This window comes from Mesorhizobium sp., from assembly GCF_017306585.1.
In the GTDB taxonomy this organism is placed as follows: domain Bacteria; phylum Pseudomonadota; class Alphaproteobacteria; order Rhizobiales; family Rhizobiaceae; genus Mesorhizobium.
In genome coordinates this window covers 1-15,776 of record NZ_JAFKIC010000152.1, presented here as the reverse complement: position 1 = coordinate 15,776, position 15,776 = coordinate 1, and the positions used below count along the sequence as shown (strand labels likewise).

At 65.0% G+C, this 15,776-nt stretch carries 14 protein-coding genes; 11 read left to right on the top strand and 3 right to left on the bottom strand.

All coding sequences use genetic code 11. The features are described from left to right. Positions 1-83: 83 nt before the first annotated feature. The 4 genes from J0I79_RS17145 (at position 84) to J0I79_RS17130 (ending at position 5,027) form a co-directional block, all read left to right on the top strand. Positions 84-779 carry an ABC transporter ATP-binding protein gene (locus J0I79_RS17145; RefSeq protein ID WP_137930365.1) on the top strand — a complete coding sequence of 232 codons (696 nt, stop codon included), beginning with the start codon at positions 84-86 and terminating at the stop codon, positions 777-779. After that, complete coding sequence (locus J0I79_RS17140; protein ID WP_292861038.1) at positions 779-3,328, top strand: ABC transporter permease; 2,550 nt, start codon at positions 779-781, stop codon at positions 3,326-3,328. Before J0I79_RS17145 ends, J0I79_RS17140 begins: the two co-directional genes overlap by 1 nt. Positions 3,329-3,558: 230 nt before the next feature. Further along, positions 3,559-4,332, top strand: coding sequence for a Bax inhibitor-1/YccA family protein (locus J0I79_RS17135; protein ID WP_292861034.1), 774 nt, complete (start codon positions 3,559-3,561; stop codon positions 4,330-4,332). Between the two features lie 122 nt (positions 4,333-4,454). Further along, positions 4,455-5,027 carry a GNAT family N-acetyltransferase gene (locus tag J0I79_RS17130; protein WP_292861031.1) on the top strand — a complete coding sequence of 191 codons (573 nt, stop codon included), beginning with the start codon at positions 4,455-4,457 and terminating at the stop codon, positions 5,025-5,027. Positions 5,028-5,142: 115 nt separating this feature from the next. Here the strand turns inward: J0I79_RS17130 and J0I79_RS17125 are convergent, their stop codons facing one another. Then, positions 5,143-5,529: a DUF2794 domain-containing protein gene (locus J0I79_RS17125; RefSeq protein ID WP_292861028.1), complete on the bottom strand. Its 387-nt coding sequence runs from the start codon at positions 5,527-5,529 to the stop codon at positions 5,143-5,145. A gap of 515 nt (positions 5,530-6,044) precedes the next feature. Here J0I79_RS17125 and J0I79_RS17120 point away from each other — a divergent pair. The 6 genes from J0I79_RS17120 to J0I79_RS17095 all read left to right on the top strand — a co-directional run bounded on the left by J0I79_RS17120 (position 6,045) and on the right by J0I79_RS17095 (position 12,092). Continuing rightward, a complete protein-coding gene (locus J0I79_RS17120; RefSeq protein ID WP_292861025.1) occupies positions 6,045-6,722 on the top strand; it encodes an XRE family transcriptional regulator in 678 nt (225 codons plus the stop codon). Positions 6,723-6,757: 35 nt separating this feature from the next. After that, entirely contained in the window at positions 6,758-7,828 is a 1,071-nt protein-coding gene (locus J0I79_RS17115; RefSeq protein ID WP_292861022.1) for a PotD/PotF family extracellular solute-binding protein, read from the top strand. A gap of 23 nt (positions 7,829-7,851) precedes the next feature. Beyond that, complete coding sequence (locus tag J0I79_RS17110) at positions 7,852-8,721, top strand: ABC transporter permease (RefSeq protein ID WP_292861019.1); 870 nt, start codon at positions 7,852-7,854, stop codon at positions 8,719-8,721. Continuing rightward, a complete protein-coding gene (locus J0I79_RS17105) occupies positions 8,721-9,518 on the top strand; it encodes an ABC transporter permease (RefSeq protein WP_292861016.1) in 798 nt (265 codons plus the stop codon). Before J0I79_RS17110 ends, J0I79_RS17105 begins: the two co-directional genes overlap by 1 nt. After that, complete coding sequence (locus J0I79_RS17100; RefSeq protein ID WP_292861013.1) at positions 9,515-10,627, top strand: ABC transporter ATP-binding protein; 1,113 nt, start codon at positions 9,515-9,517, stop codon at positions 10,625-10,627. The genes J0I79_RS17105 and J0I79_RS17100 overlap by 4 nt, the downstream gene beginning before the upstream one ends. Before the next feature lie 79 nt (positions 10,628-10,706). Further along, positions 10,707-12,092, top strand: a complete 1,386-nt coding sequence (locus tag J0I79_RS17095) for an FAD-binding oxidoreductase (RefSeq protein ID WP_292861010.1) — start codon at positions 10,707-10,709, stop codon at positions 12,090-12,092. A 9-nt stretch (positions 12,093-12,101) separates the two neighbouring features. Here J0I79_RS17095 and J0I79_RS17090 read toward each other — a convergent pair whose 3' ends face one another. Beyond that, on the bottom strand, positions 12,102-12,902 hold the full coding sequence (locus J0I79_RS17090; protein WP_292861007.1) for a thioredoxin family protein: 801 nt from the start codon (positions 12,900-12,902) through the stop codon (positions 12,102-12,104). Positions 12,903-13,083: 181 nt separating this feature from the next. On the opposite strand from J0I79_RS17090, the gene J0I79_RS17085 reads away from it, so the two are divergent. Next, complete coding sequence (locus tag J0I79_RS17085) at positions 13,084-13,764, top strand: ceramidase domain-containing protein (RefSeq protein WP_292861140.1); 681 nt, start codon at positions 13,084-13,086, stop codon at positions 13,762-13,764. A gap of 83 nt (positions 13,765-13,847) precedes the next feature. Here the strand turns inward: J0I79_RS17085 and acnA are convergent. Next, a partial coding sequence (gene acnA / locus J0I79_RS17080) for an aconitate hydratase AcnA (RefSeq protein ID WP_292861004.1) occupies positions 13,848-15,776 on the bottom strand: 1,929 nt, incomplete at its 5' end.

Below are 15,776 nucleotides of genomic sequence, written 5' to 3'. Positions count from 1 at the left end.
AGGCCCCATATGACTGAAAATTCCAACCGGCGACGGCTTCCGGCAGGCAGAGCCATCCTCCTCCCATATAGGACGCTTTCATTTTGACAGAAGCCGTCATCGCGCTGAAAGACGTTTCCCTGACGCTCGGCGAGGGTGCCTCGTCGGTCCATGTACTGAAGGGCGTCAGCCTCGAAGTGGCGCGCGGCGAGGCGACCGGCATCGTCGGTCCCTCCGGGTCCGGCAAGTCGACCCTGCTGATGGTTCTGGCCGGCCTGGAACGGGTCGATTCGGGCACGGTCCGAATCGCCGGCGAGCTGCTCAACGGCAAAAGCGAAGACCAGGTGGCATCGTTTCGCGGCCGAAACATTGGCATCGTGTTTCAGTCCTTCCATCTCATCCCCAACATGACGGCGCTCGAAAATGTCGCGGTGCCGCTGGAGCTGGCCGGCCACGCCGATCCGTTTGCGGTCGCGGCGCGCGAACTCGCGGCCGTGGGCCTGAGCGATCGCGTCACGCATTATCCGGGCGAACTTTCGGGCGGGGAACAGCAGCGCGTGGCGATCGCGCGGGCGCTGGCGCCTTCGCCGCGCATCCTGATCGCCGACGAGCCGACCGGCAATCTCGACCAGGCGACGGGGCGGCAGGTCGCCGACCTCTTGTTCGCCAAGGCGGCCGAGCGCGGCATGACGCTGGTGCTCGTCACCCATGATCCGGCGCTCGCGGCGCGCTGCTCGCGCCAGGTGTCGATGCGCTCGGGCCGGATCGAGGCGCCGGCGCCGGTCAAGGTCATCGCCTGATGCCGCTGGCGCAGACGCTGAAGCTCGCCATCCGCTTTTCGCTGCGCGAAATGCGCGGCGGCCTGTCCGGCTTCCTGATCTTCCTCGCCTGTATCGCGCTTGGCGTTGCGGCCATCGGCGGCGTCAATTCGGTGGCCCGCTCCATCAGCGCGGGCGTCGCCAGCCAAGGCCAGACGCTGCTTGGCGGCGATCTGCGCTTCCAGATCAACCAGCGCGACGCCAGCGAGGCCGAACGCGGCTTTCTCGACGGGCTCGGCGCTCTCTCGCGCACCGCCAGCATGCGTTCGATGGCGCGCCTGGCCGACGGGTCAGACCAGGCGCTGGTCGAGGCCAAGGCGGTCGATGACGCCTATCCGCTCTATGGGGCGCTGGAAACCGAGCCGGCGTTGCCGAAGCAGGAGTTGTTCGGCGAGCGGTCCGGTGTTTTCGGCGCCGCGGCGCCCGATCTTCTGTTCGAACGGCTTCATCTCAAGCCCGGCGACCGGCTGAAGCTCGGCAGCGCCACCTTCGAACTGCGCGCCAGGCTGGTCACCGAGCCGGATGCCGTGTCCGACGGATTCGGCTTCGCGCCCCGGCTGATGATCTCGACCGAAGGCCTTGCCGCCACCGGGCTGGTGCAGCCGGGCAGTCTGGTCGAGAACGCCTACAAGGTCCGGCTGCCCGCCGATGCCGACGCGGCGCGGCTGAAGGCCATCCAGGACCAGGCGGCGCGGGATTTTCCAGAAGCCGGCTGGTCGATCCGCACGCGCGACAATGCGGCGCCGGCGCTGTCGGCCAACATCGACCGGTTTTCGCAGTTCCTGACACTGGTCGGGCTGACGGCGCTGGTGGTCGGCGGTGTCGGTGTGGCGAACGCGGTGCGCGCCTATCTCGACGGCAAGCGCGGCGTCATCGCCACCTTCAAGAGCCTTGGCGCGTCGGGTGGCTTCGTCTTTGCCGTCTATCTCGTGCAGATCCTGATCATCACGGCGCTCGGCATCGTGGCCGGCCTGGTGCTCGGGGCGCTGATGCCGTACGCCGCGAGCGCGGCGCTTCAGTCCGTCATCCCGGTGCCGGCGCAAGGCGGCTTCTACCCCGGCGCGCTCGCTATGGCGGCGCTGTTCGGGCTGCTGGTGACGCTTGCCTTCGCGCTTTTACCGCTCGGCCGCGCCCGTGACGTTCCGGCGACCGCGCTATTCCGGGAAATGGGTCTGGAGGGCCGCGGCCTTCCGCGTCCGGTCTATGTCGTAACGGCCATCGGCATCGCGCTGGTGCTGGCGGCGCTCGCCATCCTGTTCTCGGGCGACCAGCGCATCGCCTCGATCTTCGTCGGCGCGACGGTCTTTGCTTTTCTCGTGCTGCGCCTCGTCGGCGCGCTGGTGCAATGGGCGGCGAGGAAGAGCCCGCGCGTGCGCTCGGTCGCGCTCCGGCTTGCGGTCGGCAACATCCATCGGCCGGGCGCGCTGACGCCATCGGTGGTGCTGTCGCTGGGGCTCGGGCTGACATTGCTGGTGACGCTGGCGCTGATCGACGGGAACCTGCGGCAACAGATCTCCGGCAGCCTGCCCGAGCGGGCGCCGAATTTCTTCTTCGTCGACATTCAGAGCAGCGATGTCGATGCGTTCTCGGCGTTGATCGGCAAGGAGGCGCCACAAGCGACGCTCGCCAAGGTGCCAATGCTGCGCGGCCGGGTGATGGCGCTGAACGGCGTCGATGTCGACAAGGTCAAGGTCCCGGCCGAAGGCGCCTGGGTGCTGAGAGGCGATCGCGGCCTGACCTATGACACCCGCAAGCCGGAAAACGCGACGCTGACCGAAGGCAACTGGTGGCCGGCCGACTACACCGGCGAGCCTCTGGTCTCGTTCGCGGCGCAGGAAGGCAAGGAGATAGGGCTGAAGCTCGGCGACACCGTCACCGTCAATGTGCTTGGCCGCAACGTGACGGCCAGGATCGCCAATTTCCGCCAGGTCCAGTGGGAGACGATGGGCATCAACTTCGTCATGGTGTTCTCGCCCAACACCTTCGCCGGGGCACCGCATGGCTGGATGGCGACGCTGACCGAGAAGAATGCAACCACGGCCGATGACGCCCGCATCCTCAATGCCGTCACCCGAGCCTTTCCGGCGGTGACGACCGTGCGCGTCAAGGACGCGCTCGATGTCGTCAACCGGCTGGTCGGCCAGCTTGGCACGGCGATCCGTGCGGCGGCCGGCGTGGCGCTGATCGCCTCGGTGCTAGTGCTGGCCGGGGCGCTTGCCGCGGGCAACCGGGCGCGGGTGCACGACGCGGTGGTGCTGAAGACGCTCGGCGCCACCAGGCGAACGCTGATCACGGCATTCTCGCTCGAGTACATGCTGATCGGGCTGGCGACCGCGGTGTTCGCGCTGGCGGCCGGCGGGGTCGCTGCCTGGTACATCGTCGCGCGCATCATGACGCTGCCGTCGCATTTCATGCCCGAGGTGGCGGTGGCGACCATCGTCTTCGCGCTGGTGATCACGGTCGGTATCGGGCTCGCCGGCACCTGGCGGGTGCTTGGCCAGAAGGCGGCGCCGGTGCTGCGCGATCTCTGAGGGAATGGCCTGCAAGGCGACGCTGCTGATTAAATCTTGGTAAGGATGCCGGCCGGGAAGCCCGGGAATCGGCGTTTCGCCCTCTCACGAACCGTTACATCCCGTTACGGTCTTGTTCTTGACGCGAATAACCATCATATTTCGGCACAGGCATGCTGGAGCCCCGCCAGCGGCGCCTGGGTCCGTAAGAGGCCCGACACCGGACGGGGCAGAAGCAACAGAGGATTCCAATGGCTGATCCCATTCGCAATTATCAGACGTCGGCGGTGCCCGGCGTCCGTGCCGACATCGATCAGGGCCTGCGCGCCTATATGATCCGTGTCTACAACCTGATGGGGCTAGGCCTCCTCATCACCGGCCTTGCCGCGATCGGCACGATCATGCTGGCCACCACCACCGATCCGGCCTCGGCCGTCGCAACGCTGCCGAGCGGCGAGATGCTGACGTCCTTCGGCTACGCGATCTTCGGGTCGCCGCTGCGCTGGGTCGTCATGCTCGCCCCGCTGGCCGCCGTGCTGTTCCTGTCGTTCCGCGTCCAGTCGATGAGCGTGTCGGCGGCGCAGACGACCTTCTGGGTCTATGCCGGCCTGGTCGGCCTGTCGCTGTCGTCGATCTTCCTGGTCTACACCTCGGCAAGCATCTCGCAGACCTTCTTCGCCACCGCCGCCGCCTTTGGCGCGCTGTCGCTGTTCGGCTACACCACCAAGCGCGACCTGTCGGCGATGGGCTCGTTCCTGATCATGGGCGTGTTCGGCATCATTATCGCGTCGCTGATCAACATCTTCCTGCAGTCGTCGGCGCTGTCCTTCGCCGTGTCGGCGATCGGCGTGCTGGTGTTCGCCGGCCTCACCGCCTACGACACGCAGAAGATCAAGGAGATGTATTTCGAGGGCGACGCTTCCGATGTCGCCGGCCGCAAGGCCATCATGGGCGCGCTGACGCTCTATCTCGACTTCATCAACCTGTTCATGTTCCTGCTTCAGTTCATGGGCGACCGCCGCTAAGGCTGGTTCGCTCCATGGTCTGACTGGACCATCGGGTTTGGAAAGGGCGGCCCAAGGGTCGCCCTTTTCTTTTGCGCCTCCTTTTGCTCTTATCGAGAGCAGACAAGAGGATTGCATAAATAATGAGCAATATCGTGATTCGGGCGGCCACCCTGGCCGATCTCGACGCCATCACCGAAATCTATGCCGACGCGGTGAGGAACGGCACGGCGAGCTACGAGCTGGAGCCGCCCAGCCGCGCTGAGATGGGCACGCGATTCGAAACGCTCTGCGTTGGCGGCTTCCCCTATCTGGCGGCGGAAAAGGATGGCGCCGTGCTGGGCTATGCCTATGCCGGTCCGTTCCGGCCGCGCCCGGCCTATCGCTTCATCGTCGAGGATTCGGTCTATGTCGCGCCGGAAGCCAAGGGCCAGGGCGTCGGTCTCAAGCTGATGCAAAGCCTGATCGCGGCGGCGCAAGCGGCCGGTTTCCGCCAGATCGTCGCGGTGATCGGCGACGGCCATGCCGACAGCGCCTCGGTCAGGCTCCACGAAAAGCTCGGCTTCCGCCATTCCGGCCGGCTCGAAGGCTCAGGCTACAAACACGAGCGCTGGCTGGACACGGTGTTCATGCAGTTGGCGCTCAACGGCGGGGCGTCTCTGCCGCCGGATCCGGATTCGCTGCCGGAGCGGAAGTTTCGCGCGCTGGGGAATTGAAGAACTGGTGAATTGAAGAACTGAAGAACACAAGAAGGCAAGACCCATCAGGCACTTAGTGCCCTTCTTCTCTAATTCCTCAATTCTTCAATTCACCAGTTCTTCAATTCCGCGCTCAGGCTTCGACAACCCTAAGCTTGGAATCGAACACACCGAGCACGCGGCCGAGTTCCTGGCTGCGCTTGAGGATGCGGCCGCCCGCCGCGATGACGGCGAAGGCGCCCTGCTTGCGGGCCAGCTTCGGGTCCTTGACGATCTGGAACAGCGGCACTTCGCTGGCGCGGCGGAACACCGAAAACACAGCCCGGTCCGTCAGATGGTCGATGGCGTAGTCGCGCCATTCATTGGCGGCGACCATGCGCCCATAGAGCCTGAGGATCTGGTCGAGTTCACGCCGGTCGAAGCGCACCGGCTGGTCGAGGCGGGCGTTGCGCGCCTCGTGCAGCGGGATCAATATTGCGGATGCGTCACCATCCCCCATCCCGCCGCTGTCGTCGGTCATGCCTCGATCCCTCGAAAATGAATCTTTGCCAACCAAAGTTGGCCCCTTCGCGCGGCAATTGCAAGAGCCGGCGAAGCGAAGGCGGCGGTGCGCCCTTTCGGTGACGTCCAGTCACTTTTGTAACGTTGCGTGTTGGAATTGGTGATGCTTCGCCACATTCTCGCCATTTTTTATCCGCGCTCATGCCCCAATGTCCGACGAATTTACTGGCGTTGCCTGAGACGGTTCGGTCCGGCACCGGCTCGTAAACCCCAAGCCCCCCGCCCACGGGTCTGCGTCGGATCGAACCAACCTCGGTTTTTCCTTGGAGAAACCGGGTGCGACGATCCCAAAACCTGAATGACCGGCGTCAGAAGCAAGCTGACGTCGGTTTTTTCATGTCCGCTTCCCAGCCATCCGGTTTTACGCGATTGCCCGGGAAAGCGGCGCGTGCTTTTCCTGGATCGGTCTCGCGCGGCCGCACTTGCCATTCCCGTTTCCACTTAATAAGGTGTTAAGTGAGAACGGGAACAACAATGCCACGAGCATCGAACTCAACGGCAAAACAACGGGACGGTGAGCTTACCGCCGAGCCGGACGCTGACGCCCAGGAAGCCGGGGGTGTCGGCGCGCGCATCAAGGCGCTGCGCATGGCACGGCGTGTTTCGCTGCGGCAGCTCGCCGACATGACCGGCACGACCGCCAGCTTCATCAGCCAGCTCGAGCGCAATCTGTGCGGCGCCAATACCGGGACGCTGCTCAGGATCGCGGCGGCTCTCGATCTCGGCATCAACGACCTGTTCGAGGACAGCAGCCGTCCGTTGCACAAGGTGCTGCGGCGCGAGGAACGGCCGGTGCTGCCGGTCGGCGTGCACGGCCGCAAGATGCTGTTGTCGCGGCGGCCGATCCACCAGTTCGAGGTCTATGCCGGACATTTCGAAGCCGGCGGCTCGACCGGCGACGAGGCCTATGTGCACAGCGGCGAACACGAAATGTTCGTGGTGCTGAAGGGCATGGTCGAACTGACGCTGGGTGACGAGCGCCACCTGATGCGCGAAGGCGACAGCGTCGAATACGCGACCTCGGTGCCGCACCGCACCGTCAATGTCGGCGACACGCCGGCCGAGGTGCTCTGGATCATCGCGCCGCCGACGGCGGGCGCGCTCGAACTCGATCAATACAAGCCCGGAAACCACTCGCAGCCGGGTGAATGACAACATATGCGGGTTCTGGAATGGGAGAATTGACCATGAGACTGAAACTTGGACACACGGCCTGCGTCGCCCTGCTTCTGGCGACGACAGGAGCATTCGCGCAATCGAAGCCGGTGGCGGGCGAGGTGGCCGAAGGCTCGCTGAAAGGCAAGACGCTGACGTTCGTTTCGTATGGTGGCATCTATCAGGATGGCCAGGCGGCGGCGCTGAAGGAGTTCGTCGACAAGTCCGGCGTCAAGCTGCTCAATGACGGGCCGACCGAGATCGCCAAACTGCAGGCGCAGGTCGAGTCCGGCAATGTGACCTGGGACGTCGTCGATACAGACGACCTGCCGCCCTATGTCTATTGCGGCAAGCTATTCCAGAAGCTTGACCTCACCAAGCTCGACGTGTCGAAAATTCCCGAGGGCCAGGTCGGCGAATGCTCGGTGCCGGCGATGAATTACGGCGTCGTGCTGATGTACAACAAAGAGAAGTACAAGGATAACCCGCCCAAGAGCTGGGCCGACTTCTTCGACACCGCAAAATTCCCAGGCGTGCGCGGCATCGACGGTTCCGGCAGCCCGACCGGCGGCCTGCTGGAACAGGCGTTCAAGGTTTCCGGCGGCGACCCGAAGGCGATGACGGTGGCCGATATCGACAAGGCCATCGACGTTGTCCGCAAGCTCGGCCCCGATACCATCTTCTGGAAAACGGGCGCCGAATCGCAGCAGCTCGCCGAATCCGGCGAGGCCGACATGCTGATGATGTGGACGGGCCGCGCCATGACCGCGGTCAAGAACGGCGCCAAATACGCGCCGGCCTGGCAGGACTGGCTGGTGGTGATGGACCAGATGACGATTCCGGTCGGCGTCAAGGACACCGATGCATCCTATGCGCTGATCAATGCCTATCTGGGCAAGCACTCGCAGGAGGTCCTTGCGGAGCAGACATCCTACACGCCCATCAACAGCGAGGCGCAGCCCAAAGTCGACGCTTCGGTTTCGGCTTTCCTGACCAACTCACCCGAGCGCCAGAAGCAGGGTTACAAGCAGAACTTCAAGTTCTGGGTGCCGAACTTCGCGGTCGCGCAGGAAAAGTGGTCGGCGCTGATGGCCGGCAACTGACCGGCTGACGGAAAGGCAAGCCAGTGAGCGCGCTCGAACCGACGACGCCTTCGGCCTCCAAACGGGCCGGCTGGGCATGGCGGCCGTTCGCGCTCACCGCGCCAGCGCTTCTGTTGCTGGTGGCCGTCCTCGGCTACCCGCTTCTCACCATCGTGCTGCGTAGCCTGTCGGAGCCGCAATGGGGCGCGCAGAACTATGTCTGGTTCTTCGGCACGCCAGTCAATCTGACGGTGCTCCAGCGCACCTTCGTCATCTCGGCCTGGGTGACGGCGGTCTGCGTGATCTGTGCCTATCCCTATGCTTACCTGATGACCGCCGTCGGGCCACGTGTGCGGCTGGCGCTGGTGCTTTGCGTGCTCATCCCGTTCTGGGTCAGCGGCGTGGTGCGCACGCTGTCCTGGGTGATCCTGCTGCAGGATTCCGGCGTCATCAATTCGCTGCTGAGGTCGGCCGGGTTTGACGGCGTCAGGCTGATCCGCACCCAGACCGGCGTGGTGATCGGCATGGCGCAGGTGCTTCTGCCCTTCATGATCCTGCCGCTCTATTCGGTGATGCGGGGCATCGACCTCAGGCTGATGCGGGCCGCGCAAAGTCTCGGCGCGCGGCCGTTGCGCGCGTTCTTCACCGTCTACCTGCCGCTGTCGCTGCCGGGCGTCTATGCCGGTGCGATCATCGTCTTCATCCTGGCGCTGGGCTTCTACATCACGCCGGCGCTGCTCGGCGGGCCGCGCTCGACCATGCTGTCGACGCTGGTGCAGACGCAGGTGCTGAGCCTGCTGCAATGGGGTCGTGGCGGCGCCATGGGCGTGGTGCTCCTGGTCACCACCTTCGTGCTGCTCGCGCTGGCGGCGCCGGTAATGCGCTCGCGCCACCGTGAAGCGGGGCGGCGCTGATGGAGATGAAGCCGTTTACCCGCGTTGTCCTCGGCCTCGTCTGCCTGCTGGTGGCGATATGGCTGGTGGCGCCGACGCTGGTCGTCGTGCCGATGTCGTTCAACGAGAACAAGTCGCTGGCGTTTCCGCCGCAGGGCTTTTCCTGGCAGTGGTACCAGAATTTCTTCACCAATCCCGACTGGACGTCGAGCTTCCTGAACTCGCTGAAGGTCGCCTCGATCGTGGCGGTGCTGGCGACGGTGCTGGGCACACTCGCGGCCTTCGGCCTCGACCGCATGCGGGCGCGACCGGCCAACATGCTGCGCATGCTGATGCTGACGCCGATGGTGGTGCCGGGCGTGGTGCTGGCGATCGGCATCTACGCCGTCTATCTCGACGCTCACCTGGTGGGGACGCTGACCGGCTTCGTGCTCGCCCACACCATCCTGGCGCTGCCCTTCGTGCTGATCGCGGTCTCGGCCAATCTGGAAGTGTTCGACAGGCGGCTGGAGACGGCGGCGGCGAGCCTCGGCGCCGGCGCGCTGACGACATTCCGCACCGTGACGCTGCCGCTTATCCTGCCCGGCATGCTGTCGGGCCTGCTGTTCGCCTTCGCCACGTCCTTCGACGAGATCGTGGTGTCGTTGTTCATCACCAATCCCTATCTCAAGACATTGCCGGTGCAGATCTACTCCTCGATCACGCGCGACGCCGACCCGACGGTCGCGGCCGTCGGCACCATCCTGTTGTGCGCCACCACATTGCTTATCGGCGGCGGCATGCTTCTCCTTGGCCGCGAGCGGAAAGGACGCCCATGAACCAGAGACCGGAAAATCGCGGCGCGGCGATCGATCTCGATACGGTCAGCAAGGCCTATGGAAGCTTCAAGGCGCTCGATGCCGTGTCGCTGCATATCAAACCGGGCGAGTTCATGACGCTGCTCGGGCCGAGCGGCTCGGGCAAGACGACGACGCTGAACGTCATCGCCGGCTTCACTGACGCCACCAGCGGCGAGCTGCTGGTCGGGGGAAAGAGCGTGGTCGGGGTGCCCGCGCACAAGCGCAATATCGGCGTGGTGTTCCAGCATTATGCGCTGTTCCCGCATATGACGGTCGGCCGCAATGTCGCCTATCCGCTGGCGCTGCGCGGCGTCACCGGCGCGGAGCGCGAACGCCGCGTCCGTCAGGCGCTGGACATGGTCAAGATGGCCGATTTCGCCCACCGCTATCCGAGCGAGCTTTCCGGCGGCCAGCAGCAGCGCGTGGCGCTGGCGCGCGCCATCGTCTTCGATCCGCCGCTGCTGTTGATGGACGAGCCGCTCGGCGCGCTGGACAAGAAGCTGCGCGAATGGCTGCAGCTCGAGATCAAGCGCATCCACCGCGAACTCGGCACCACCTTCGTCTACGTGACGCATGACCAGGAGGAGGCGCTGGTGCTCTCCGACCGCATCGCGGTGTTCAATCGCGGCGGCATCGAGCAGATCGGAACCGGACGGGAACTCTATGACGAGCCGGCGACGCTGTTCGTCGGCAAGTTCATCGGCGATTCCACCGTGCTGCGCGGGCAGGCCGCCACGTCAGGCGATGAAACGGCGCTTGCGATCTCGGGCCAGACGGTGGTGACGGACAAGCGCCTGGCCAATGGCGGCAGGCCGGTCATGCTGCTGCGCCCTGAAAAGCTTGCGCTTGCCCCGCGCGGCGCCGCCGATGCCGGCCGAAATCGGCTGGCCGGCCGTGTCGGTGAAGCGATCTATCTCGGCTCCGGGTCGAAATACGAGGTCGTGCTGGCCGACGGGTCGAAGGCCATCGTGCGCTCGACGCTGGAGGCGCAGTCCTTCGCCATCGGCGACGAGGTCGACCTGCTGTTTGCCGGCCGCGACGTCAAGCTGCTGGCCGATGACGACAAGGCCGACCTGACACTGACCTGAGACCATTCCTGTCCACGCAATGCCGCGCGGAAACCGCTCCGCCCTTTCCCGGAATTGCCTTTTTGAAAGCACGTTCACCATGCAGGCCAAGCGCAACGGCGATGTCTCGTTCTGGTATGCCGACATTGGCGGCGTGCCGGCCTTTCGCCCTGCCTTGCCCGGCGACATCGAGGCCGATGTCTGCATAGTCGGCGCCGGCTACACCGGCTTGTGGACGGCCTATTATCTGAAGAAGGCACAGCCTTCGCTGCGCATCGCCATTGTCGAGAAGGAGTTCGCCGGCTATGGCGCCTCGGGCCGCAACGGCGGCTGGCTGTCGGGCGGGTTCAGCTGGTCGCGCGAGAAATACGCCAAGACCTCGTCGCGCGGCGCGGTCATCGACATGCAGCGCGCCATGTTCGGCAGCGTCGACGAGGTGATCTCGGTGACGCAGGCCGAAGGCATCGACGCCGATATCCGCCGCGTCGACAACATGACGGTCGCCACAAACAGCGCGCAGTTGCAGCGCGCCAGAGCTGAGTATGAGGAGTTGCTGGCCTGGGACATGCCGCCCGAGCGGCTCGCCTTCCTCGACGCGCGGGAGGCGCGGCAGCGCATCGCCATCGACAAGGCGCTTGGCGGCTTCGTCGTGCGCAATGTCGCGCGCGTGCAGCCGGCCAAGCTGGTCCAGGGGCTGGCGGCAGCGGTGGCGCGGCTCGGCGTTCCGATTTACGAGCAGACCCAGGTGCTGGTGATCGAGAAAGGCAAGGTCACCACGAATCGCGGCATCGTGCGCGCCGAAAAGATCGTGCGCGCCACCGAAGGGTTCACCGCCGGCATTCCCGGCTTCAAGCGCCTGTGGCTGCCGCTGAACAGCGCCATCGTCGTCACCGAGCCGCTGCCGCAGGAGCTGTGGGACCGGATCGGCTGGAGCGGCTACGAGGTGCTGGGCGATGCCGCGCACACCTATTGTTACGCGCAGCGCACGAGGGAGGGCCGGATCGCCATGGGCGGCCGGGGCGTACCCTACCGCTTCGGTTCACGCACCGATGTACGTGGCCAGACCCAGCAGGCGACCATCGACCAGTTGCACGACGTGCTGACCAGGCTGTTGCCGCAGACCAGGGGTCTGCGCCTCGACCACGCCTGGTGCGGCACGCTCGGCGTGCCGCGCGACTGGTGCACTACCTCGGGTTTCGACCGCGAGACCGGCATCGGCTGGGCCGGCGGCTATGTCGGGCTCGGCGTCTCGAGCTCCAACCTGTCGGGCCGCACCTTACGCGACCTCGTGCTCGGCCACGACACCGAACTGACGCGGCTGCCCTGGGTCAACCGAACCGTCAAGAAATGGGAACCCGAGCCGCTGCGCTGGCTCGGCGTACACTCCATGTACCAGCTCTACCGCATCGCCGACCAGCGCGAGGCCAAGGGGCTTGGGCGGACGTCGCGGCTCGCTGCCTTCGCCGACCGGCTGACCGGACATTGAGGGAATAGCTCAGGGCTTGTGGATGAAGGCGGCGCCGAGAATCGGCCCGGGCATGCCGTCCTTGCCGACGGACTGCAGAAGCACGGCGCAGCCGCCCTTCTTGGTGATCTCTGTCATCGGCAATTCGTAGCGCTGCGCCTTGCCGTGCCACATGCCGGCGGTCTGGATGCCGGTGACGGCGTTCCAATAGGTCATCTTGCGGCCGGAGTTCTCGCCCTGGGCGATCTTGACCGTCTGCGGCTTGTCGAAATAGACGATGATGACATGGGCATCGTTCGGACCCGCTCCGGCATCGCCGGCGTCGATGATGACACGGTCGCTGGTCCGGCTGACCTTGACCGGAACATGCATGCCCTCGCCCGATCTTGCCATGCGGATGAGAGCGCCGTCGACCTCCGCGCGGTTGGCGCCGTTGACATGCACGCGGCCATTGATGACCGCCTGCGGCGTATAGACCGAGCGGCTGCCGAAGGCGCGCATGTAGTCATATTGCCGCTCGGTGTTTTCCTTGCGGCTCAGCGTGTCCTTCCAGCCGAGATAATCCCAGTAGTCGACGTGATAGGACAGCGCGACGATGTCCTGCCTGTCGGCAAGCTCGGCGAAGAACGCATCGGCCGGCGGGCACGAGCTGCAGCCCTGGCTGGTGAACAGTTCGACCACGCCGAGCGGCTTGTCGGGCGAGGCTTTGTCTGCCTGGGGTCTCTCGGTCGGAATCCTCTCGGCTTCGCCGGCATGGCCGGCGCCGGCAACCGCCGAGAAGGCCAGCGCGAAGGCTGCCAGCCACAGAAATCTTCGCGAGGCCATGACCATTCCAAATTCCCGCCGGTGATGCCGGCTTTGTTCTGATTTGCTAAATTATGTGGCAGAAGCGCAAGTCAATCGGAAGTCACGTTGCGGTGAAATTTTCCCCATTGCAACCACGACCAGGGCGGCAATAGGACTGGCCACTGCATTTCATAGAGTGGTTCGATCTGGCGGCGGCATCATGACCATATGGCAAACTCTCCTGACCCCGGTCGATCTCTATTGTGAGCGGACCGGTCCTGGACTTTGGGCGGAGCCGGCTAATGCTTTGACCAATCTTGCCTTCATCGCAGCGGGATTGTGGGGTGTGCGAGAGGTGCGGCGTTGCCGGACCGGCGGTTTCGCCGAGGTTCTCGCCTGGTGGGTGGTGGCGATCGGCATCGGTTCGACGATTTTCCATACATTCGCCACCAAGGGCACGGTCTGGATCGACGTGCTGCCGATCGCCGGCTTCACGCTCGCCTATACGCTGTTCAACCTGCGCCGGTTCCTGGGCATGGAATGGGGCAAGGCCATTGCGGTCTTCGTCGTGTTCTATGCGGTGGTGGGCGCGATAACCTTCGCGGTGCCGGACTGGCTGCGCCAGGCGTCGAACGGCACGACAGGCTATCTGCCGCCATTCCTGGCGCTGGCCTTCTTCGGCGCCTGGGTCGCGGCCAGCGGCAACCGGGCCGGCTGGTACAATCTGGCGGGGTCGGCGATCTTCGTGGTGTCGGTGATCTGCCGCATGATCGACCCGCTGGTCTGCGCCAGCTTTCCGCTCGGCACGCACTTCCTGTGGCACATCCTCAACGGGCTGATGCTTGGGGTGCTGCTCGCGGCGACGGCGCGGTTTGGAGCGCCGAGGGCAGTAGGCAGTAGGCAGTAGGCAGTAGGCAGTAGGCAGTAGGCAGTAGGCAGTAGGCAGTAGGTGTCTCTATTCCCTACTGCCTACGCCCTATTCCCTGGCTGCTAAGCAGCCAAATCACGCAGCACGTATTGCAGGATGCCGCCGTTCTTGAAGTAGTCGAGCTCATCCAGCGTATCGATGCGGCAGATGATCGGCACGTTCTTCACCGTGCCGTCGCCATAGGTGACCTTGGCGGTCATCGTCTGGCGCGGCTTGATGGCGTCCAGGCCGTCGATCTCGACCAGTTCGTCACCCTTGAGGTTGAGGGAAGCCCAGGACGTGCCTTCCTCGAAGACGAAGGGGATGACGCCCATGCCGACCAGGTTCGAGCGGTGGATGCGCTCGAAGGACTGGGCGATGACGGCGCGCACGCCAAGCAGGTTGGTGCCCTTGGCCGCCCAGTCGCGCGACGAACCGTTGCCGTATTCGACGCCGGCGAAGATGACCAGCGGCACGCCTTCCTTCTTGTACTCCATCGCCGCGTCGTAGATCGATTCCTCTTCCTTCGAGGGGTAGTGGATGGTGTAGCCGCCCTCGCGGCCGTTCTCGCCCAGCATGTGGTTGCGGATGCGGATGTTGGCGAAGGTGCCGCGCATCATCACCTCATGATTGCCGCGCCGCGTGCCGTACTGGTTGAAGTCGGCGACGCCGACGCCATGGTCGGTGAGGTATTTGCCGGCCGGCGACGCCGCCTTGATCGAACCCGCCGGGGAGATGTGGTCGGTGGTGATCTTGTCGCCGAACAGGCCAAGCACGCGAGCGCCCTTGATGTCGCCGATCTTGCCGAAGCCTGATGTCATGCCGGCGAAGTAGGGCGGGTTCTGCACATAGGTCGAGTTGTCGTCCCAGGCATAGGTCTGGCCTTCCGGCGCCTTGACGTTCTGCCAGTACTCATCGCCCTTGAAGACGTCGGCATATTTGCGGGCGAACAGCTCGCGGGTGACGTTCTTCTCGATGAACTCCTGGATCTCGGCCGAGCTCGGCCAGATGTCCTTGAGGTAGACAGGCTTGCCGTTCCTGTCCTCGCCGAGCGGTTCCGTGGTCAGGTCCTTGGTGACCGTGCCGGCCAGGGCATGCGCGACCACCAGCGGCGGCGACGCAAGATAGTTGGCCTGCACGTCGGGCGAGACACGGCCCTCGAAGTTGCGGTTGCCGGAGAGCACCGCGGCGGCGATCAGGCCCTTCTCGTTGATGGTCTTGGAGATCGGCGCCGGCAGCGGGCCGGAATTGCCGATGCAGGTGGTGCAGCCGAAGCCGACCAGGTTGAAGCCGATCTGGTCGAGTTCTTTCTGCAGGCCCGACTTCTCCAGATACTCGGCCACGACCTGGCTTCCTGGCGCCAGCGAGGTCTTCACCCACGGCTTCTGCTTCAAACCGACACGGTTGGCGTTGCGTGCAAGCAGGCCGGCGCCGATCAGCACGCTCGGGTTGGAGGTGTTGGTGCAGGAGGTGATGGCGGCGATGACGACGTCGCCATGGCCGAGGTCATGGTCTGTGCCTTCGACGGCGTAGCGCTTGGAAATCTCGGCGGCCTTCTTGTACTCGGTCTCCATCGCCTTGGCGAAGCCGGCCGGAATGCCTTCCAGCGCGACGCGGCCCTCGGGGCGCTTCGGGCCGGCCATGGACGGCACGACATCGCCGAGGTCGAGTTCGAGCAGGTCGGTGAAGACCGGGTCGGCCGAGCCGGCTTCGCGCCACATGCCTTGCGCCTTGGAATAGGCTTCGACCAGCGCGATGCGGTTTTCCTCGCGGCCCGACATCGTCAGGTAGCGGATGGTCTCCGAATCGACCGGGAAGAAGCCGCAGGTCGCGCCATATTCGGGCGCCATGTTGCCGATGGTGGCGCGGTCGGCCAGCGTCATGTTGGACAGGCCGGGGCCGAAGAACTCGACGAACTTGCCGACGACGCCCTTCTTGCGCAGCATCTGGGTGACGGTGAGCACGAGGTCGGTGGCGGTGACGCCCTCCTTGAGCTTGCCGGTCAGGCGGAA

What these genes read in the sequence shown, in the direction of transcription:
- J0I79_RS17125 (WP_292861028.1), bottom strand. Translation starts at nt 5,529, where the DNA reads ATGACCGACGACAGCGGCGGGATGGGGGATGGTGACGCATCCGCAATA.
- J0I79_RS17100 (WP_292861013.1), top strand. Translation starts at nt 9,515, where the DNA reads ATGAACCAGAGACCGGAAAATCGCGGCGCGGCGATCGATCTCGATACG.
- J0I79_RS17095 (WP_292861010.1), top strand. Translation starts at nt 10,707, where the DNA reads ATGCAGGCCAAGCGCAACGGCGATGTCTCGTTCTGGTATGCCGACATT.
- J0I79_RS17130 (WP_292861031.1), top strand. Translation starts at nt 4,455, where the DNA reads ATGAGCAATATCGTGATTCGGGCGGCCACCCTGGCCGATCTCGACGCC.
- J0I79_RS17135 (WP_292861034.1), top strand. Translation starts at nt 3,559, where the DNA reads ATGGCTGATCCCATTCGCAATTATCAGACGTCGGCGGTGCCCGGCGTC.
- J0I79_RS17090 (WP_292861007.1), bottom strand. Translation starts at nt 12,902, where the DNA reads ATGGTCATGGCCTCGCGAAGATTTCTGTGGCTGGCAGCCTTCGCGCTG.
- J0I79_RS17140 (WP_292861038.1), top strand. Translation starts at nt 779, where the DNA reads ATGCCGCTGGCGCAGACGCTGAAGCTCGCCATCCGCTTTTCGCTGCGC.
- J0I79_RS17105 (WP_292861016.1), top strand. Translation starts at nt 8,721, where the DNA reads ATGGAGATGAAGCCGTTTACCCGCGTTGTCCTCGGCCTCGTCTGCCTG.
- J0I79_RS17120 (WP_292861025.1), top strand. Translation starts at nt 6,045, where the DNA reads ATGCCACGAGCATCGAACTCAACGGCAAAACAACGGGACGGTGAGCTT.
- J0I79_RS17115 (WP_292861022.1), top strand. Translation starts at nt 6,758, where the DNA reads ATGAGACTGAAACTTGGACACACGGCCTGCGTCGCCCTGCTTCTGGCG.